Source organism: Candidatus Accumulibacter propinquus, assembly GCF_056856495.1.
Genome location: NZ_JBSEHC010000006.1, coordinates 20,806 through 40,640 on the forward strand (window position 1 = coordinate 20,806; position 19,835 = coordinate 40,640).

Consider the following 19,835-nt stretch of genomic DNA (forward strand, 5'->3'; position numbering starts at 1 on the left):
AGACCTGGAGCGCTGCAACCTCTCGGCACGGGCGATGGCACTGATTTACAACGGGTGGAGCTGGTCTGTCCGTTTGGCACACCCGAAGACTCGCCTGGAGGCGATCACCAGCCGCCCGATGTTGCTCTCCGGTGTCGCCCGCCTGCAGCTCACCCTTTCCTGCGCATGCAAGCTCTGCAGTTCAGCGTGGCGCCAGCCGGCGCACCAGCCGACGCCGCGCTCTGAGCCGCGCCTCACGGCTAGCTCCGATCGCTCAGGCTGGCGGCAGGCGCGCGTCGAGCCAGCGCTGCAGAACGCTATCGGGCGGCCAGTTGCGCAGCAGGCGGGCGCGATCGCGCCGCCAGGCGCGGGCATGTGTCGCCGGCGAGCGGTGCTGGACGACGGCATCGAGGTCGATGAGCAGCACCTGGCCGGCGTCCCACAGCAGATTCGTCGCCTTCAGGTCGCCATGGCTGATCCGCTGCCGGTGCATGGCCGCGAACAGGCTGACGATCGCGTCGGCCTCGGCGGCCGGCGGTTCGCGATCGGCGGCGAGGTGGCTGAGCAGGTTCGGTCCGCTGCAGAATTCGCTGACCAGCCAGGCGCGCCGGCGCAACGGCCCGATGCGTTCCTCGACCAGCGCCAGCGGCGCCGGTGTCGGGATGCCGAGGAACTGCAGGCGATGCGCTTCACGCCACGAGTGCCAGGCCCGGGTCGGTCGCCAGCAGCGGTTCAGGGCGTGCCCCAGGCTCTTCAGGTTGTAACGCTTGAGCAACAGCACGCGCTCGTCGACCACGATCCTGGCCACCGTGCAGGTGCCGCCGTCCTTGAGCACCACGGCGCTGTCGAGCGCGGCATCCGGGTCCGGCAGCAGGGCGGCCAGCGCGTCGGCCTGGCGGCGCAGCACGGCCGTGAACCGGGTCAGCGTCTGTTCGACCGCAAACAGCGTGCAGTCGCGCACGGTTTTTCCGAGAAAGTCTCGGAGGCGCCAGGCCCGCACGTGCGCGATCCGGGCGCGCAGGGCCTGCGGCTCGGGAAAGGCGCTCGCCGCAGCGGTGCAATAGGGAGCTTGCAGGATGCTCAGCCGGTCGTCCCATTCGGCAGGCAGTTGCGCCAGCAGCACCGCCAGATTGGCGCCGGCACGTGCCATCGGTAGCGGCTGCCCGCGGCCGACGCGGCGCAGCGCGTCGCCGTCGATGACCAGCACCTCTCCGGCGTGATGCAGGAAGTTGCCGAGATGCAGGTCTTCCTGGATCAGGCCGGCGGCGTGCAGGCGGCCCAGCAGGCGCACTGCCGGAGCCAGCACGGCCAGGGCGGCGGCGTCATCCGGCGACTGCCGCGGCAAGCGCGCCCACGCCTCGGCAAGGGTCTCGGCGGGATCAAGGAAGGCGGTCAGCAGTGCGTGGCCGCCGTCGGCCAGCGGCGCCGCGGCGAGCAGCGCCGGGGTTGGTACGGCGGCCGCGACCAGTGCCGCGAGGCCGGTGCGTTCCTGCCGCCAGTGTTTCTCGCTGCGCCGTCCGACGAAGAGCTTGGCGAGGACGCGGCAGCCATCGATTTCGGCTTCGCCGACCAGACGCTTGCCCGGCAGCACGCGCAGCAGACGGCGCATGCTGATTTGTCGGCCGTCGGCCAGGGCGATCCGGAAGGGTAGTCCGGGGTTGCGGCCGGCGGCGCGCAGGGTGGCGGCATCGATCAGGACGGGGAACTCGTCGCCCGGGCGTGCTCCCGGTGAGTCCGGTTTAGTCGCGGCCATTGAAAAAGTTAACGATTTTGCCGATGCGCCGGCGGTCGGCGGCGGTCGTGCGCACGTGCTGCGTGTAATTCAGGTAGAAACGCAGTCGCTGGCTGCGCGACAGGCACTTCCTGCCGACCTTGTCGAGGCAGGCGAGATCCTTGATCATCCGGTAGTCGAGCAGCGCGCCGCGGTAGAAGCCGCCGCTGGGACAATCGATCAGGTAAACCGTCGGTTGGTCGCCGCCGGAGACCAGCAGGTTGCGCCACTTGAGATCGTTGTGCGCGAAGCGTGCCGCGTGCAGTGTGCGCGTGATGTCGGCGACCTGCCGGGAAACCTGTTCGACCCAGCGGCGGTCGCGCAGACGCGGGTCTTCGGCCCTCACCATCCCGGCCAGATCGAGCGTGTCGGGAATCTCCTCGGTGACCAGCGCGCCACGGCTGAAGCCGCCGCAGCGGCGTTCCAGGCCGTAGGCGACCAGCGTCGCCGTCGGAATTCCCCAGGCGCGGAAGGCCAGCAGGTTCTGCCATTCGGCGCGTACCCGCGGCGGACCGAGCCAGCGGCGCAGGCCGAACCAGCGGCGCAGCGGGCTTTTCCCGGTGCCGCTGTAGCATTTGACGTAATAACGCTTGCCGGCAGCGCTGACCCGCAGCACGCGGCTCAGCGAATCACTGGTGATCCGCTCGCCGGCGAGCGCAAAGACGCGATCGATGTCACCGAACAGGGCTGCCGCCGACGGGTATTGCGGATTCAGCCACCAGTCGATCATGACATTTCACCGGCGGCCGACTTGCGCGCGAAACGCGCCTGCAGGCGCTGTGCCTCGTTCGCCAGCCTGGCGAGCAGGGGCGCCTCGTCGCGCAGCACCCGCCGCAGCGGCTGGGCGAAATACGCGGAGAGAAAGCGCAGCCGGTCGTGGCGGGTGAGGGGCATGTCGAGTACCGAAAAATACAGGGCAGCGAGATCCTTGTCGCGCCAGCGGCGCGGCGTGATGTCCCGGACCTGCGCCCGGTGCAGGTCGATCAGCGACAGCCGCAGCCGGTTGGCAGTCGGTGGGGGTTGGAGATGCAGGAGGAAATGACAGATATAGAAGTCCCGATGGTTCACGCCACCCAGGTGCATGCGCCGCGCTGCCTGCGCCACGGCGACCAGCAACGCGCGCTTGAGGCGCAGCGACGGTGGGTGCTGCGCCCAGCCCAGGCAGTAGTCCTCGAGACTGATCGTCGGCGCCAGCTCCTCGGTAATGATGAACGACAGTTGCCGCGCCGGATTGCGGCCGCGCAGACCGAAGGCGACGGCGCGCATGCTGTCCACCCCGAGGTCGCGCAGGCGCTGGATCGCCAGCCACTCGTTCGCCGCCCCGAGCACGGGCAGGCGCAGCGTGGCGAGGTTCTTGGCGATTTCGGCCCAGCCGATGCCGCGATGGATCTTCACGAAGTAGCCGCGCCCGGCGACCTCGGTGCGCAGCGTGCGTCGCCCTTCCAGCTCGCGGTAGACCTCGCCGGCGAGCGCCTCGACGGCAACGAACGGGTCTCTGCCGGCCCACAACGAGCGGAACGGTTCGTCGAGAAAGACTTTGCCGGCGTCCATCAGCGTGCGCTGGTGATCACGTCGGCCGCACGTTCGGCATTGCTGTAGATGTCGGCCCGACCGGCATAAGCGAGCGCGTTGCGGCGCCAGCACCGGCGCGCGGGTTCGTCCTCCAGCATCCGAGCCAGCGCGGTGTCGAGCGCGTGCTGCGTGAACGGCTCGGCGACCACCACTCCGGCATCGGCCTCCGCGATATGGTGGGCATAGCCGCAGACGGCGGTGGTCAGCACCGGCAGGCCGGCGACCACCGCTTCGAGCAGGACCGTGCCGGTATTCTCGTTATACGCCGGATGCACCAGCAGGTCGGCACCGAGCAGAAAGCGCAGGATGTCGCTGCGCCCGCGCAGGATGCTGACGCGCTCGGCGACGGCCAGCGCCTGCGCCTGTGCGCGGAACAGCTTTGGATCATCGTCGCCGATGGCGATCAGTCGGCAACGCCTGGCAAGGGTCTGCGGCAGGGCGGCGAGGGCCTTCAGGCTGCGGTCCAGCCCCTTGGTCTTGAATCCGGAGCCGATCTGCAACAGCAGCAGGCCGTTCTCCTGGATACCGAACTCGCTGCGGAATTCGGCCCGGATGGCCGCGGCGTTGGTCGGTGCCCGCCGGTCGGCGGCGATTCCCGGCGGCAACAGGTGCAGGCGCACGTCGGGCGTGCCGTAGTACTTCTGGAACAGCGGCATCTGCAGCGGCGAGATCATCAGGATCTCGGTCCTGCTCTCCGCTCCGAAGACCGCGCGCTCGTAAGCGGCGAAATGGCGGTAGCGCCCCGAGAGGCGGTACAGCGGGTTACGCAGGGTGCGTGCCTTGTCTTCGTAACAGGGGTCGGCGGCAAAATAGACGTCCAGGCCCGGCATCTTGTTGAACCCCACCAACCGGTCGGCGGGATTGCCGTGTAGATGCGCCGAGACCCAGGCGCTGAATTTCGCATAACGGCGGCAGTTGCTCAGCGCGCGCACCGGTACCAGCACCAGTTCGAAGCCGGCGGGGATATCGCCACGCCATTCCAGTGTGTAGACGCGTATGGCGTGGCCGCGTGCCTGGCAGGCGAGCGCTACGCGCAGAAAATCGCGCTGCAGACCGCCGAAGGGGAAGTACTTGTACAGGCAGAAGGCAATTCGCATCAATGTCTGTCCGCGCTGTGGCTATCCGACGATCGCTGCGCCACGTGCCTGCTCACGTCGGTCCGCCGGCGTTCGGCAGCGGCTGCGCTTCGCTGCCGCGGCGCCCCTTGTAGCGGTTGTAGCCCCACAGATACTGGCTGGGACACTGGCGGATCAGGTGTTCGATCTCGTGGTTGATCTGTTGTGCGCGTTCTTCGATCGTGCCGCGGATCGGTCGGGTCGGTTCCTGTAGGTGGAAATGATAGCCGCGACCGCCGGGCAGGCGTTCCGCCCAGACCATGATCACGCTGGCGCCGCTGTCGACCAGGCGCGCGGCGAGGGTCATGGTATAGGCCGGTTTGCCGAAGAAGTCGAGCCAGCGACCTTCGCCCGCCTTCGGCGCCTGGTCGGGCAGCATGCCGACCGCCTCGCCACGCTTGAGTGCCTTGAGCAGGCTGCGTACGCCGGACAGGTCGGCGGCTGCCAGATGCAGTTGCGCGCGCGCCCGGCCGGCTTCGATCATCGCCTGTAGCCAGGCCTGCCGGGGCGGCCGGTAGAGGACGGTGATCGGGGCGTGCGTGGACAGGTACTGGGCGGTGATCTCGAAACAACCCAGATGCGGCGTCAGGTAGAGGATCCCCCTGCCGCGCCGCGCCGCCGCCTCGACCAGTTCCCAGCCCGAGATCTCGACGACCCGCGCGGCCGTCTCGGCGAGCGGCCGCAGCCAGATGCGCGTCAGTTCGAGCGCGCCCTTGCCGGCTTCGCCGATGGCCGCGGCGCGCAGCCGCCGGCTCTCGGCTTCCCCCAGCGCGAGCTGCATGTTCTCGCGCAGGTGCCGGCGGTAGGTCGGCGACAGTAGCCAGGTGAGCCAGCCCAGCAGGGCGCCGAAGGCATGCAGCCACGACAGTGGCAGACGACTGAGAAGACGGGAGAGAGTGAGCACGCGACAGGATTTCCAGGGAGCGTCAGAAGAGCGAAGGAAGACTGCAAGAAGGTTTGACCAGCCGGCAGGAGAAAAACTATAATTATCCATCCGCCGAGTTAATCAGGACAACTTGCAGGGCGGAAGGAGCCGGGTAATCGGCCACCAAATACTGCTAAAGCGTCGTCTGCTCGAACCCCGGAGCCGGCAACGCCGCCGTTTCGGGGTTTTTTATTGGAGCAGACGCAGCGTGAGCAAAGAGTACCTCTTCACTTCGGAATCGGTTTCCGAAGGTCATCCGGACAAGGTTGCCGACCAGATTTCCGATGCCATCCTTGACGCCATTCTCGCTGAGGATCCGCCCGCGCGGGTCGCCTGCGAAACGCTGGTGTCCACCGGTCTGGTCGTCATCTCCGGCGAAATCACCACCAGGGCACATATCAATTATCGCGAAATCGCGCAGGACGCGGTCCGCCGTATCGGCTACGACAATTCCGATATCGGCTTCGACTACAAGAGCTGCGCCATTCTGACAGCAATCAACCGCCAGTCGCCGGATATCGCGCAAGGTGTCAATGAAGGGCAGGGCCTGGATCTCGATCAGGGCGCCGGCGACCAGGGGCTGATGTTCGGTTACGCGTGCAACGAGACCGCGTCGCTGATGCCGCTGCCGATCCACTACGCGCATCGCATCATGGAGCGTCAGGCCGAGGTCCGCCGCGACGGCCGTCTGCCGTGGCTGCGCCCGGATGCGAAGAGCCAGCTCACCGTCCGCTATGTCGATGGCCGGCCGCAGTCGGTGGACACCATCGTGGTTTCGACGCAGCACGATCCCGAAGTCTCGCACGCGCAGATCTCGGAAGCGGTGATCGAGGAGATCATCAAACCGGTCGTTCCGAAGGAACTGCTGACCGGCAACACCCGCTACCTGGTCAACCCGACCGGGCGTTTCGTCGTCGGCGGTCCGCACGGCGACTGCGGCCTGACCGGCCGCAAGATCATCGTCGATACCTACGGCGGAGCCGCCAGGCATGGCGGTGGTGCCTTCTCGGGCAAGGACCCGTCGAAGGTCGACCGCTCGGCCGCCTATGCCGCCCGCTACGTGGCCAAGAACGTCGTCGCCGCCGGTCTCGCCGAACGCTGCGAAGTGCAGGTGGCGTACGCCATCGGCGTTGCCCGGCCGGTGTCGCTGATGGTCAATACCTTCGGCACCGGCAAGGTCAGCGACGAAATCATCGTCGACCTGATCGGCAAGCACTTCGACCTGCGTCCGAAAGGCATCATCCAGTCGCTCGATCTGTTGCGCCCGATTTACCGCAAGACCGCTGCCTACGGGCACTTCGGCCGTGACGAACCCGAGTTCACCTGGGAAGTCACCGACAAGGCGGCTGCCCTGCGCTCGGCCGCCGGTCTCTAGGCTCGCCGCAGCACGGTAAGGAAAGGGGGCCATTCGGCCCCTTTCTTGTTTCTGGTGCGGCGGAAGTCTACACTGCAGCCTTCACGGCGCAGCCCCGTAAACCGCGATATTGCCATGCTCAAGCGAATCAGCGTTCACCAGCTCACGGTGGGCATGTACCTCAAGGAGTTCTGCGGTTCGTGGATGGAACATCCGTTCTGGCGCTCGTCATTCGTCATCACCAATCCGAAGGACATCGAGGTGGTGCGCGCGAGCAGCATCCGGGAAGTGTGGATCGATTGCAGCAAGGGTCTTGATTTGCCGGCAGGTCAGCCCCTGGTCTCGGAAGCCGAATCGGAAGCCCAGGTGGACGCTGAACTGGCCAGCGCGGCCGACGCCGAGCGGGAGGTCGCGCGCACCACGCTCGCTGCCGAATTCACCCGTGCGGCGAAGATCGTCGCCAAATCACGGCAGGCGGTGACCTCGATGTTCGAAGAGGCGCGCATGGGCAAGGCGGTCGACACCCACGGGGCGCAGCGACTGGTCGAAGAAATCTCCGACTCGGTGAGCCGCAATCCGGGAGCAGTGATCAGCCTGGCCCGTCTGAAGACCGCCGACGACTATACCTTCATGCATTCGGTGGCCGTCTGCGCGCTGATGATTGCCCTGGCCAGGCAGCTTGCCCTCGACGAGCAGCAGACACGTTCGGCTGGCATCGCTGGGCTGTTGCACGACCTGGGCAAGGCGGCGATGCCGATGGAGGTGCTCAACAAACCGGGCAAGCTGACCGATGCCGAGTTCGCGATCATCAAGTCGCATCCCGAGGAAGGCTATCGGATGTTGCTGGAAGCCCGCCAGGTCGACGCTGTGGCTCTGGACGTTGTCCTGCATCACCACGAGAAGGCCGACGGTTCGGGTTACCCGAAGCGCCTGAAGGGTGCCGAGATCAGTCTTTTCGCCAAGATGGGCGCGGTCTGCGACGTTTACGACGCGATCACCTCGAACCGGCCGTACAAGGCCGGCTGGGACCCGGCCGAATCGTTGCGCAAGATGGCCGAGTGGAGCAATGGTCATTTCGACCCGATGGTGTTTCAGGCCTTCGTCAAGAGCATCGGCATCTATCCGATTGGTTCGCTGGTCCTGCTGAATTCCGGTCGTCTGGGGGTGGTCACCGAGCAGGGCGACAAATCGCTGCTCAGCCCACGCATCAAGACCTTCTTCTCGACACGTTCCAATTCCCGTATCCGGCCGGAAGTCATCGACCTCGCGCGACCGGGCTGTCCGCACAAGATCGTCAGCCGCGAAGATCCGGCGAAATGGAATTTCCCCGACCTTCACGAAATCTGGTCCGGCGTGCCGCGATCACCGGGCTGAAACGCCAGTCGGTCCCGGTTACCCGACGGCAATTTCCTGTACGCAGCGTCGCCCGGTCACCGTGGCCGTGTCAGCCATTTCAGCAAGGTTGCGTAGAGTCGGTCCGGCTCGACAGGCTTGGAAATGAAGTCGTCCATCCCGGCCTGCAGGCAGCGTCGGCGGTCTTCCTCGAAGGCGCTGGCGGTCATCGCCAGGATGGGAACGGATACCGGTGCACTGACCAGCCGGATCGCGCGCGTCGCCGCCAGGCCGTCCATTTCAGGCATCTGCATGTCCATCAGGACGGCCGCATAGTCGTTCGTCTGTGCCATGCGCAGCGCCTCGACTCCGGTCCCGGCGAGATCGACCTCCAGGCCGACCTCTTCCAGAAGGAACTGCGCCACCTCCTGATTGATCGGCTCGTCCTCGGCGAGCAGAACGCGTTTGCCGCGATGCTCGCGACGCAGGACGAATTCGGCCGGCTCCCCGACGGGCTCGGTAACTGCCCCGGTCGATTCCTGTTCCTTCGCCAGCCGCACGGTCAGCCAGAAGGTACTTCCCTGCCCCGGCGTGCTGTCCACGCCCACATTGCCGCCCATCAGTTCGGCGATTCGCCGGGTGATGGCCAGTCCCAGGCCGGTGCCCCCGTACTTTCGCGTCATTGAGTGATCGACCTGCTCGAAGGTCTGGAACAGATGTGTCATCTCGGCCGCGTGCATGCCGATGCCGATGCCGGTGTCGCTGACCGCGATGCGCAGCAGGTAGTCGGCGTCGGTTTCCTCAACAACGCCGACGGTCAGCGTGATGCTGCCCTGTTCGGTGAACTTGACGGCGTTGCTCATATAGTTGATCACCGCTTGCGAGAGCCGGGTCGGGTCGCCGCGCAGCGCCTGCGGCATGCCGGGAGCGTGGACGGCAATCCGCAGTCCGCGTGCCGTCGCGGAGTCGCCGACGACGGCGACGACCGAGTTCAGCACGTCGGCGAGGTTGAAATGGGTCTGTTCGAGCAGTAGCCTGCCGGCCTCGATCTTGGACAGATCGAGGATATCGTTGATCACGCTGAGCAGGTGTTTGCCCGACGCCGCGATCTTGTCGAGCTGGGCCGCCTGGCGGGGCGTGACACTGCCGCGGCGCATGATTTCCACCATGCCGAGGATGCCGTTCATCGGCGTACGGATCTCATGGCTCATGTTGGAAAGAAAGGCGCTCTTCGCCAGATTCGCCTGTTCAGCCGCCTCCTTGGCGGCTGCGAGTTCGGCGGTGCGGGCAGCAACCCTCTCCTCAAGGAGTTGGCGATGACGTTCCAGTTCGACGAGCACCCGCTTGCGCTCGCCGATGTCTCTCCAGATGGCGACGCAGCAAAAGCGGCCGCGCAGTTCAATGAAGCGCATGCTGACCTGAACCTCGATCACGCTGCCGTCCTTTCGCCGGTGCCTGGCCTCGAAATGGCGTTCTTCGCCGACCCTGGCGTCGGCCACCAGCGCGCGCGTCTGATCCCTTGGCAATTCGGCCTGGATGTCGAAGACCGTGAGCCGTGCATACTCCTCACGGGTGTAGCCGAGGAGGCGACAGGAAGCATCGTTGAACTCGATGAAGCGGAAGGTTTCCAGGTCGGTGAGTTCGATCGCATCCACCGCCTGGGAGACGATCGCGCTCATCACTTCTTCCCGATCGTGCAGGGCCTGCTCGGCCTGTTTGCGCGCACTGATGTCCCGGGCGGTGCCACGGTAACCGAGCAGTTCGCCGGTTGGCGACAGGATGGGGACGCCGCTGGTCAGCAGCGTTATCAGCCTCCCGTCGTGATGTCGGCAGAGGTTCTCCAGATCGCTGAAAGACGCCTTGCGTTCGGCCAGGCCCTGGAAGATGCCGCGCACCCGCGTGGCTTCCTGTGGTGGCATCAGGTCGAAGGGGGTGCGGCCTGTCAGTTCCGCCGGCGCATGACCGAGTATGGCCATAACATTGTCCGAGGCAAAGGTGTAGCGCCCCTGCGCGTCCATTTCCCAGATCCAGTCGGCGCTGGTGAAGGCGATATCGCGAAAGCGTTGTTCGCTGCTGCGCAGCGCTTCCTCGGCTTGTCTTTGCTCGGTGACATCCCGTCCAGCCGACTGAATCTCGGTGCATTGCCCCTGCGCGTCGAAGAGCGATACTTCAGCCCAATGAAACCAGCGCACACTGCCATCGGCGAATACCACCGAGTGCTCGTATTCGAGGATGTCGGGTGCTTGCGACAAACGCGCATGTTGTTCCAGCACGGCCACCCGTTCCTCCTCGGGAACGAATTCGATCCACCGTCGGCCGAGCACCTCGACTTCGCCGCCAGCGAACAGGCGACGATACTCGTGGTTGGCGAAGGTCAGCGTGGTGTCGGGCAAGGATCGACAAACCGCATCCTGCTGCGCTTCGATGATGGCCCGGTAACGTGTTTCGCTGTCGCGCAGGATGGCGTCGCTGCGCTTCAATCGACGCAGCAGGCCGCCCAGCGCGAGCAATCCGGCCACTGTCAGCGCCGACGAGATCAGTGCCGTGTCGCGCCAGGCCGCAAACTGTTCGTGAACGGCACGGCCGACCAGTACGTAGAACGGATAGGCGCTGACTTTCTGAAAGGCGAATATGCGATCCACCTGGTCGACCTGGCCCTTGTAACGGACGATGCCCTGCGTCTTGCCACTCTGGATGCTCAGGTAGGGTGGCGTCTGGTCGGCCGGTTTGTTGATTTCTTCGGGGGCCTCAGGCCAGCGCACGACCAGGCGGCTGTCGTCGCTCCTGCGGATGCTCACCATTCCATTCTCTCCGACCTGCAGTTCGGAAAACTCCCGGGAAAAATGGCGCAGGTCTATCGGTGTGATAACCAGCCCCAGGAATGCTCCACTTCGGTTCAGGATGGCTCGGTACGCGACGATGCTCGGCGTCCCCGTGGTCCTGGCGTTCAGCGTCTCCGAAAAATGCAGTTCGCGATCCGGGCGGTTCCTGATTTGTCGGAAGTACTCGCGGTCGGCAATGCTCAGGTCCTTGCGGCCGAAGGTGTTGCCGAAGAGGGGATTACCTTCGCTGTCGATGACCAGATAGACCAGAATTTCGGGGAAGTTCGTGGCCAAAGCGCTCAAAGTGGCGTTGATTCGTTGCGGGTTCAGTGACGAATCCTGCTGGGAAGCAGCGCCTGGGGACACGCTTTCGGCGATGAACGATGTGTTGGAGTCGATTCGTCGCAGGGTTTCACTGACCTGGTTGGCGAGAATGTGCGCTTCGTTCCGCGAAGAAGTTTCGACCGCCTGTTCGGTCTGTTGATGGCTGAGATGCAGAAAATAGCCGAGCAGCAGCGCGGTCAGGATCGACAGCAGCAGGAAATAGGCAAGGTAGGGCGTACGTCCGCTTTCGCTTCTGATTACCGACTGGGACAGGGCAGCGCGTGTCATGCGGTTACGGTTTCCGGTTTTTCGAGGGGTAATGTGGCCTGTAGAAAGGCCACCTGCGGCGGGCAGGGATTCGCCGTCTCCGCAGTGCCTCACGCTGGCTGGAGTCTGCGCCAAAGGCGAACGGACGTGCAAGCAGCCGTCAGATAAAGAGCCGGGCGCTCAAGACACTATAGCCGGCAACGATTGACCGGGCCAGGTAACTTTTCACGCTCTGGTACCGGGTGCAGGAAGCGCCATTGTCCGAGCGGTGGGTCACCGAGCCGGACCGCGCCGATGCGGACACGCTTGAGGTCGCTGATGCGCAGCCCGAGCAGTTCACACATCACCGAATCTGCCGTTTGCGTCCCTTATGGAGAACGAAACGGAGCTGGTCGTCGTTGAGCCATTCGACCCTGGCTGGTTTCAGTTGCCGCGCATCGAGGTGAGGCCGTGGTTCAGGAGAGCGAGGCCCCTGGCGTCGACGAAGACCCAGCCGCGCGTGATGTCGGCGTCCGCGTCACGACGCGAACAGAGGCCATGTCAGCCATCAGCCTGGAGATCCATGCGCCGCTCGGTGCTACGATAACCGTGCAAGTCGCCGGCCGGTGACCCGCTGGGGACAGCGCTGGTCAGCAAGGTGGCGGGCGGCTGGCGCGGGTCGAATCGGGTAGCCCGGACCATATCTCGTTCAAGTCGGGAAAGTTCCATTTCGCCGGATCTTCGCGGCTGACGATCTTGTCCTGGCCACGCGCGAGGTCGACGATTTCCGGGCGGATGCGCGCGTGGCTTCGTGTCGAGAAAAAAACCCGGATGCGTGGACTGAGCAGCGACTTGTCGCCCTGTTCGATGACGGTGCCGAGCCGACCACTGCTCAAGATCACCAGCGATCCGATCGGGTAGATGCCGACGCTCTTGACGAAGGCCTGAAAGACCTTGGGGTCGAAATGTCCCTTGGTCCACTCGGCCATCTTGCGCAGCGATTCGGATGGGCACCAACCGGCCTTGTACGAACGATTCGAGGTGATCGCGTCGTACACGTCGCAGACCGCCCCCATCTTGGCAAACAGGCTGATCTGGTCGGCTTTGAGGCGCTTCGGGTAACCCGATCCATCGGTCTTTTCATGGTGGTGGAGGACGACGTCGAGCGCAATGGCATCGACGCCGCTGCCCTGGAGCAACATCCGATGCCCTTCTTCAGGATGCGACTTCATGATCGAAAACTCCTCATCGGTCAGCTTGCCCGGTTTGTTGAGAATTTCGATCGGTATCACCGCCTTGCCCAGATCGTGCAACAGGCCGGCGATACCGGCCGAACGGATCTTTTCCTCGTCGAGGCCCAGTTGCCTGGCGAGCGCGATCATCAGAGCACAGACGGCGACCGAGTGCATGTACGTGTAATCGTCGGTACTCTTCAGACGAGCGAGGCTGATCAGGGCGCCAGGGTTGCGGCTCACCGAGTCGGCTATTTCGTCGACCAGTCGTTGCGCGCCCGACGAATTGAAGGCGTTGCCCATACGTGCTTCCTCGAACATCGAGGTCACTGCCTGCCGTGATCTGGCAACGATTTTCGCCGCACGGCCAAATTCGACGATACTCGGGACACGCTTGAGCTGGCGCACTTCGCCAACCACACTGGCCAGTTCGGCATCGACCTCGGCTTCCGATTCTGCGAACGAGACCAGCGGCTCACCAGGTGCCAGATCACGACCCTTGTCGCAATCGATCCACACTTCCTGGATGCTGCTGGCCAGGATGGTGGCGATATCCTTCGGGTCGGTGATGACGAACGATGAGCGCCAGAACGGATGCTCCATCCAGGAGCCACAGAACTCTTTGAGGAACATGCCGACGCTGAGTTGATTAACATTGATTCGCTTCAGCATGGTGACCTCCCGAGATATTGCTGACTGAAGTTGACTACAGTGGCGCGCGTCGGTACGTTCCCGTCCGAGTTCTGCATCAAGCTTCATCACTGCCTCGGGCCGAAAGGCAATCGCGAATCCCGGCAGCGTCTTCTCTACTGCCTCCGGCGATGGACACCGGCTCATTTGCGCTTCTATTTCGGCGCTTGCGCGTATCTGGTATGAATTCGCTTCATCAACTCGGCCATTTCGGCGAGTTTGGGGTGATCCGGGCACTGCGCCTCGACGTTTTGCTGGAAGGTTTGCGCCGTGCGCAGCTTGGCGGCGTCGAGACCATTCCTGAAGATGTCGAATAGGAGTGCGGTCGCCGCGTTGGCTACGACCTGCAGGTTGCCGGGCAGGCGATGCGCGGCTGCGCAGAGCATCTCGGCCGCGATGGCGAGTTCGCCGGCCTTGGCCCGCCGCACCGCCTCGTTGTTGAGTTGAATGATTTCGCGAATGCTTTCCTTGACCAACTGGTCGGCAAGTTCTGGCGCACCGTTGTCGCGCAGGACCGCCGAAATGCGTGCATGCAGATCCTTTGATTCCGGGTTTTCCTGCACCAGGTTTTTCAGTATCTCCTGCGCCGCCTGCTGATTGCCGGTCGCCAGGCAGGCCTTGGCAAGCGCCATCGTCACCGCCTCGGGCAATCGGGACGGGTCGCTCTGCATGGCACGCGCGAGCGCTGCCGCGGCTTTTTCCGGGTTGCCCGATTTCTGCTGCGCGATCGCCTCGACGGCGGCGAGCAGCGGATCGTTGGCATCGTTCCTGAAATTCGTGCGGACCTCCTCAAGCAACGCGACAGCCTTGCCAGGCTCGCCCATCTCGGTCAGCGCGTTGCCCAACTGGGCAAAGTCGCGGGTTTCGCGCAGCGGCGAATGACGCGTCTTCCGGATCACGTGGCCAAGCGCCTTCTCGACGCGCGCAAAGTCGCCTTTCTTTTCGGCGACCCTGGCGATGGCACGGTGGCGCGTCAGCGAGTTCGGGGAAATGACGCAGGCGCTGTCGAGGATGGCCATCGCCGCGTCGGCGTCGCCGCTCGCGAGATGCACCTTGCCGAGCAGGTCATAAGCGGCCATCAGCTTCGGCGACTCGGCGATCAGAGTCTTCAGTGTGGTCTTGCAGTGCGCGCTCTCGCCCAGTTGATTCAGCGCCCGCGCCAGCCCCAGGCTCGCCCAGGGAAGGGAACGCATGTGCAGCACCTGCTGGTAGAAAGCCGCGGCGGTTTCGGCTTCGCCCGCCTGCAGCAGGGCGTTGCCCTTGATGCGCAGGGCGTCGACCAGGTAACGATCCTTGGTGGCAATGATTTCATTGCAGGCGTTGATCACCCCGTTCCAGTTCTTCCTGTCGCGCATCCGATCGACTCGGGCGAGTCGTTTTTTCTTGTCGAGCAGGCGTTCGATGCGCATTTTCAGCGTATCGGCGGTGAACGGCTTGAGGAGGTAGTCGTCGGGAAGACACTCGGCGGCCGTGACGACACTGTCGTAGCTTTTCTCGCCGGTGACCATGACGAACAACACGCCACTGCCGATGATGTTGCGGCCACGCACGAATTCGAGGAATTGTTGCCCGTCGGTACCGCCGGCGAGGTAGTAATCACACAGGATGATATCGAAAGCACTGCTCTCGAGCTTCTCCAGCGCATCCTTGACGGTGTTGCTGAGCACGACGTGTTCACATCCGAGACTACCCACCTGGCGACGTAACGAAAAACGCATCTCGGGTATGTCGTCGATAATGAGGAAGCGTTTGTCTTTGCAGGCAGTATTGAATGGCATGGCGATCAGGGTGGCGAAAGTTTCTCCGGAGTGGGCGCCAGAATGCGCCCGCCGGCTCGGCAAGCCGGGTAGAGGTCATCGTCACTTCCCCGAGTTGATATCGCCTCAACCTGCATCTAGGATCTCATCGCCTTGCGGTGGTGTCCAATACCTCTGTTGCACGATTGTGATACGCTGCACGTATGATTATTGAGTTGCGCCTCATCCGCCACGCCCTTGCCCTCGGCAAGCATGGCAACTTTGCGCGCGCGGCCGAAGCCCTGCATCTCACGCAGCCGAGCCTGTCGCGGAGCATCGCCGCGCTCGAACAGGCGCTCGACGTGCCGCTCTTCGACCGCGCGCCGCGGAGCGTGACGCCGACGCCGTTTGGGCGCGTTCTGCTCGAACGCGGCGAGAACCTGCTCAGCAGCGAAGCCGAACTGCGCCGCGAAATCCGACGCCTCGCCGGACTCGAGGCGGGAAGCCTGGCCATCGGCGCCGGCCCTTATGCCAGCGAGATCTCGGTCGCCACCGCCATCGCCCGTGTCCTGAAGGCGCATCCCCGCCTGAAAATCCGGTGCGCGACCGCCGATCCGGCAGAAGTTGTGCATGACGTACTCGCCGAACGAATCGACGTGGGTATCGCCGAGATTTCTGGCGCCGATGACGACAAGCGCCTGATCGTCGAAACGCTCCCCTCGCACCGCATCGTTCTCGCCTGCCGGCCAGGCCATCCGCTGGCAACGGAAATCCAGCCTTCGCTCGCCCGGGTGAATGCCTTTCCGCTGGTGACGACCCTGCTGCGTGGCGCCGCTGCCGCTACGGCGTCCGAGCGGGGTTCGGGAGTGGCCAACGGGGGCGATTCCGAAGATTTCGTTCCTCCGATCTCGGTGAACTCGCTGGCCCTGGCTCGACGGATCGCCCGTGACAGTGATGCGCTTTTCCCCAGTACGGTCGGCATGATCGCCGACGACCTTGCGGCCGGGTTCCTCGCCGTGGTCGATTTCGCTGCGCCGGTCATGCGCACGAACTACGGCGTGATCTACCTCGCCGGCCGCACGCTGGCGCCGTCGGCCCGGGTGTTCATCAAAGCCTTGCACGCGGTCGAAGCGGAAGCCCGGCAAGCCGATTCACAGCCACCTTCACAGCCACCTTCGGTCACCAGGAGTGCGCCGCAAGGCGCGCTGCGACCCTGTTGAATCAACCCCTGGGGTGGATGAAGACACGCCAGCTCGCAGCACCGCCCGGCGCCGCAACGACGAGCCGGCGCTTCGTCACCGCGTGGATCTTCTACGACGTCGCGCTGCATGGTTACGGCCTGATGATTCCCGGCGTCGCGTATGCGATCTATTTCACGGCATACGTCGCCACCGATTCCGGCCAGGCCGACGCGCTGTGGTCGCTGGCGATCGCCCTGTCGCTCGTCATCTCCGGCCTGCTTTCGCCGTTGATCGGTGCGGTCGCCGATACCGGCGGACACCGCCGATCGCTGCTGGCAACTGTGACGCTGGTCTGCGGCGTCGCCACCGCACTGCTGACGGACGTCGGCCGCGGCGACCTCATGGCCGGTGTCGCGATCTTCGTCGTGGCCCAGGTCGGCGCGACGGTCGGCAGCAGCTTGTACAACTCGTACCTGCCGCTGATCACTGCTCCGCAAAGTGCGGCGCGCGTTTCGGGGTTGGCGTGGGGGCTTTCCTACCTCGGTGGAATCGCCTGTTTCCTGTTGTGCCTGCCTTTCACACGCGCTGGAATGACCACCGACAACGCGGCGAACTTCGCCAACGCCTTTCTCGTCAGCGCCGTTTTCCTGCTCCTGATCGGTTTGCCCGCGGTGGCCGTGCTGCCGAGCGCTTCGCCCATCCAGGCCGACACCGGTTTCACTGCCCAGTACCGGCGCATCTGGGCCACCGTCAGGCAATGGCGCGAGAATCGCGAAGTGCCGAAATTCCTCCTCGCCTACTACCTCGTGAACGACGCCATCGTCACCGTGATGTTCTTTACCGCGGTGATGATGAAGAAGACTTTCGGACTCGAAGTTCAGGAGGTCCTGGAACTCTCGCTCATGTTTCAGGCGATCGCCATCCCGTCGACGATGTTCTTCGGCTGGCTCGGTGGTCGGTGGTCACAACGTGGCGCGATCTACGTCACCCTCGCGCTGTGGATGATGACGCTGGCGCTGATGGCGCTGGCGCGGGGATGGCTTGGAGCGATCCTGATTGCCGTGTCGCTGGGGCTCGTTCTCGGTTCGACGCAGACCCTGTTCCGCAGCCTCTTCACGACCATGATTCCGAAGGAGCGGGAGTCCGAATACTTCGGCTTTCACGCGCTCGTCGGGCGCACTTCAGCGGCGCTCGGCCCGCTCTTCTTCGGCGGCGTCAGCGCAGCGACCGGCAGCCAGCGCCTGGCGATGGCTTCGCTGGCGCTGTTCTTCATCGCCGGCGGAATCATTCTCGCGTGGGTGCGTATCCCGAGCAGCGAGCAATCATGAGTGCAAGCCGCTCTTCACCGTCCAGTCGGCTTTTGCCAAATCTTGTTGCGCCTGCGCGCTGACCTTGCCGGCGACGAGCAGGAGCAGCTTTTTGCCGCCGAGTTCCTTGCGTGGTGCGAAAGTGGCTGCGGTTTCGTTCCAGTACGCGTAGTCGGTCGCCACAGCGACGACCAGCGTTCCGTTTCCATCACCGGATTGAGCGGGTATAGTTGCGGACAGGCAAGACGTGGGGGTGGCATGCGCGAGCGGGTAATCATCGATTTCGAGACCACCGGGCTGTCGGCGATGATGGGCGACCGGGCCACCGAAGTGGCGGCGGTGGTGATCGACGAAACGGGGATCATCGACCGCTTCCAGAGCCTGATGAACGGTGGTCGCCGCATTCCGCCCTGCGTCCAGCAATTGACCGGCATCAGCAACGCGATGATCAGCCGGGCGCCGAAGGCCGAGGTGGTGATGCACGAGCTGCTGGACTTCGTCGCCGGGCGACCGCTGGTGGCCCATAACGCGGCCTTCGACCACGGCTTTCTGGGCGCCGAACTCGACCGCATCGGCGCTGCTTGTCCGAGCGTTTGGCTCTGCTCGCTGAAAGTGGCGCGCCGGGTGTATCCGGAAGCGCCGAATCACCGCCTGCAAACGCTGATCCGGCACCTGTGCATCGAAACCGTCGGGCAGTACCACCGGGCGCTGGCCGACGCTGAAATGACCGCCTTGCTGTGGCTGCGCATGGAGCAGAAGCTGCAGCACGACTTTGCTTTGCCGGAGGTGCCGCTGGAACTCATGCGGCGCATCCAGACCGCGCCCTGCAAGGGCCTAGGCCAGTGTGTCGGCAGCTTCAAGCGAAGCGTCTCGTCGGCATAGCCGGGAAAAGCAATCACTGCCGCTCACGCGATTGCCGTCAGAAGCTTTCATCCGGGCGCAGGAAGCGCCATTGCCCGAGCGGCAGGTCGCCGAGCCGGACCGCGCCGATGCGGACGCGCTTGAGGCCGCTGACGCGCAGCCCGACCAGTTCGCACATGCGCCGAATCTGCCGTTTGCGTCCTTCACGGAGAACGAAACGGAGCTGATCGTCATTGAGCCATTCGACCCTGGCTGGTTTCAGTTGCCGCGCATCGAGGCTGAGGCCGTGGTTCAGGAGGGCGAGGCCTTTGGCGTCCAGATGGCCTTCGACGCGCACCAGATATTCCTTGTCGATTGCCGAGTCCTCGCCGATCAGCTGCCGCGCCACCCGCCCATCCTGGGTCAGAACCAGCAGGCCGGTCGAATCAATATCCAGCCTGCCGGCGGGCGCCAGTCCCTTCAGGCAGGCCGGATGAAACAGTGGCGTGTCCGGCGTGCGGTATTGTCGTTCCGGCTGGATCAACGTCACCGCCGGCGTAAAGCCCGGTTCCGGTTGCCCGGAGACATAACCCATCGGCTTGTGCAGCAGGATGGTCAGGCGGCTTTGCTGGTTTGCCTGGGCTTGTCGGTCGAGGGTGATGACGGCGCCCGCATCGGCGCGGGTTCCCAGTTCGCTGACCCGCTTCCCATCGACGAAGACCCAGCCGCGCGTGATGTAGGCGTCGGCGTCACGACGCGAACAAAGACCGCGCTCGGCCATCAGCTTGGAGATCCGTACGCCGACCGGTGCCGGGCTGCTCGCCGGCCCCGCGCCGGTTGTCGCAGCCGCGGCCGGCACGCGCACCATGTTCCGACGTTCGCCTCGGGGCGGGCCCGGCGAGTCGCCTTTGGCGAGTTCTGCCGTGGGTTTGTGCCTGGCCACGCCGCCGCGTACCGTCGGGCGATCGCTCACGGGCTGCGGCGGTTGCGCGGCGGGCGGGCGCGGGGGCTTGCGGGGCCCGTCGGCCATCAATCAAACATCATCAGGCAATATCGAGGAGCTCGATCTCGAACACCAGCTTGGCGTGCGGCGGGATCATCTTGCCGGCGCCACGCGCGCCGTAAGCGAGTTCGGGCGGAATGGTAAGTTTGCGGACACCGCCGACGCTCATGCCGGGAACTCCTTCTTCCCAGCCGGGAATGACATGTCTGCCGTCGAGCGGAAAACGGAAGGGTTCGTTGCGATCCACGCTCGAGTCGAATTTCTTGCCATCGGCCAGCCAGCCCGTGTAATGCACGATCACGTGTTGGCCAGCGCTGGCCGTGGGACCGCTGCCGAGAATGATTTCTTCGATCTGAAGTCCGCTGGGTGTGGTGACGATGGGCATCGGAGATCCTCTTGAACAAAA

Annotated in this window: 16 protein-coding genes and 1 pseudogene; 5 read left to right on the plus strand and 12 right to left on the minus strand. The window is 64.5% G+C overall.

Annotated features, from left to right (window positions below):
* Positions 1–253: 253 nt before the first annotated feature.
* Genes AC15MQ_RS18610 through AC15MQ_RS18630 form a run of 5 tightly spaced genes read right to left on the minus strand, consistent with a single transcriptional unit; the run spans position 254 to position 5,341 of the window.
* Positions 254–1,732, minus strand: a complete 1,479-nt coding sequence (locus tag AC15MQ_RS18610; protein ID WP_483080945.1) for a lipopolysaccharide kinase InaA family protein — start codon at positions 1,730–1,732, stop codon at positions 254–256.
* A complete protein-coding gene (locus AC15MQ_RS18615) occupies positions 1,719–2,480 on the minus strand; it encodes a lipopolysaccharide kinase InaA family protein (RefSeq protein ID WP_483080946.1) in 762 nt (253 codons plus the stop codon). Before AC15MQ_RS18615 ends, AC15MQ_RS18610 begins: the two co-directional genes overlap by 14 nt.
* The gene (gene rfaP, locus AC15MQ_RS18620; protein WP_483080947.1) at positions 2,477–3,301 is read right to left on the minus strand and encodes a lipopolysaccharide core heptose(I) kinase RfaP; all 825 of its coding nucleotides are present in this window, start codon (positions 3,299–3,301) and stop codon (positions 2,477–2,479) included. Before rfaP ends, AC15MQ_RS18615 begins: the two co-directional genes overlap by 4 nt.
* A complete protein-coding gene (locus tag AC15MQ_RS18625) occupies positions 3,301–4,419 on the minus strand; it encodes a glycosyltransferase family 4 protein (protein ID WP_483080948.1) in 1,119 nt (372 codons plus the stop codon). Before AC15MQ_RS18625 ends, rfaP begins: the two co-directional genes overlap by 1 nt.
* 52 nt (positions 4,420–4,471) lie before the next feature.
* Positions 4,472–5,341 (minus strand): lysophospholipid acyltransferase family protein, encoded by an 870-nt coding sequence (locus AC15MQ_RS18630; protein ID WP_483080949.1) that lies wholly within the window; start codon positions 5,339–5,341, stop codon positions 4,472–4,474.
* A 229-nt stretch (positions 5,342–5,570) separates the two neighbouring features.
* Here AC15MQ_RS18630 and metK point away from each other — a divergent pair, with 229 nt between their 5' ends.
* Positions 5,571–6,737 (plus strand): methionine adenosyltransferase, encoded by a 1,167-nt coding sequence (metK, locus tag AC15MQ_RS18635; protein WP_287654876.1) that lies wholly within the window; start codon positions 5,571–5,573, stop codon positions 6,735–6,737.
* A 114-nt stretch (positions 6,738–6,851) separates the two neighbouring features.
* Positions 6,852–8,090 carry an HD-GYP domain-containing protein gene (locus tag AC15MQ_RS18640; protein WP_483080950.1) on the plus strand — a complete coding sequence of 413 codons (1,239 nt, stop codon included), beginning with the start codon at positions 6,852–6,854 and terminating at the stop codon, positions 8,088–8,090.
* Positions 8,091–8,146: 56 nt separating this feature from the next.
* On the opposite strand, the gene AC15MQ_RS18645 is transcribed toward AC15MQ_RS18640, so the two are convergent.
* The 4 genes and pseudogenes from AC15MQ_RS18645 to AC15MQ_RS18660 form a co-directional block, all read right to left on the minus strand.
* On the minus strand, positions 8,147–11,482 hold the full coding sequence (locus AC15MQ_RS18645; protein ID WP_483080951.1) for a PAS domain S-box protein: 3,336 nt from the start codon (positions 11,480–11,482) through the stop codon (positions 8,147–8,149).
* A 167-nt stretch (positions 11,483–11,649) separates the two neighbouring features.
* Positions 11,650–11,935 (minus strand): annotated as a pseudogene (locus tag AC15MQ_RS18650) (pseudouridine synthase family protein); the annotation flags it as partial.
* 155 nt (positions 11,936–12,090) lie between these two features.
* Positions 12,091–13,344, minus strand: coding sequence for an HD-GYP domain-containing protein (locus AC15MQ_RS18655; RefSeq protein WP_287654873.1), 1,254 nt, complete (start codon positions 13,342–13,344; stop codon positions 12,091–12,093).
* Between the two features lie 173 nt (positions 13,345–13,517).
* The gene (locus tag AC15MQ_RS18660; protein ID WP_483080952.1) at positions 13,518–15,140 is read right to left on the minus strand and encodes a tetratricopeptide repeat protein; all 1,623 of its coding nucleotides are present in this window, start codon (positions 15,138–15,140) and stop codon (positions 13,518–13,520) included.
* A 182-nt stretch (positions 15,141–15,322) separates the two neighbouring features.
* Between AC15MQ_RS18660 and AC15MQ_RS18665 the strand changes: the two genes are divergently transcribed.
* Both AC15MQ_RS18665 and AC15MQ_RS18670 read left to right on the plus strand, forming a co-directional pair.
* Positions 15,323–16,318, plus strand: a complete 996-nt coding sequence (locus tag AC15MQ_RS18665; RefSeq protein ID WP_483080953.1) for a LysR family transcriptional regulator — start codon at positions 15,323–15,325, stop codon at positions 16,316–16,318.
* A gap of 17 nt (positions 16,319–16,335) precedes the next feature.
* Complete coding sequence (locus AC15MQ_RS18670) at positions 16,336–17,607, plus strand: MFS transporter (RefSeq protein WP_483080954.1); 1,272 nt, start codon at positions 16,336–16,338, stop codon at positions 17,605–17,607.
* Here the strand turns inward: AC15MQ_RS18670 and AC15MQ_RS18675 are convergent.
* Positions 17,602–17,769 (minus strand): hypothetical protein, encoded by a 168-nt coding sequence (locus AC15MQ_RS18675; RefSeq protein ID WP_483080955.1) that lies wholly within the window; start codon positions 17,767–17,769, stop codon positions 17,602–17,604. The genes AC15MQ_RS18670 and AC15MQ_RS18675 overlap by 6 nt on opposite strands.
* Before the next feature lie 75 nt (positions 17,770–17,844).
* Between AC15MQ_RS18675 and AC15MQ_RS18680 the strand changes: the two genes are divergently transcribed.
* On the plus strand, positions 17,845–18,468 hold the full coding sequence (locus tag AC15MQ_RS18680) for a 3'-5' exonuclease (RefSeq protein WP_287667994.1): 624 nt from the start codon (positions 17,845–17,847) through the stop codon (positions 18,466–18,468).
* 37 nt (positions 18,469–18,505) lie between these two features.
* Here the strand turns inward: AC15MQ_RS18680 and AC15MQ_RS18685 are convergent, their stop codons facing one another.
* Both AC15MQ_RS18685 and AC15MQ_RS18690 read right to left on the minus strand, forming a co-directional pair.
* The gene (locus tag AC15MQ_RS18685) at positions 18,506–19,456 is read right to left on the minus strand and encodes a pseudouridine synthase (RefSeq protein ID WP_483080956.1); all 951 of its coding nucleotides are present in this window, start codon (positions 19,454–19,456) and stop codon (positions 18,506–18,508) included.
* Positions 19,457–19,469: 13 nt separating this feature from the next.
* The gene (locus AC15MQ_RS18690) at positions 19,470–19,814 is read right to left on the minus strand and encodes an FKBP-type peptidyl-prolyl cis-trans isomerase (RefSeq protein ID WP_287654866.1); all 345 of its coding nucleotides are present in this window, start codon (positions 19,812–19,814) and stop codon (positions 19,470–19,472) included.
* Positions 19,815–19,835 lie beyond the last annotated feature (21 nt).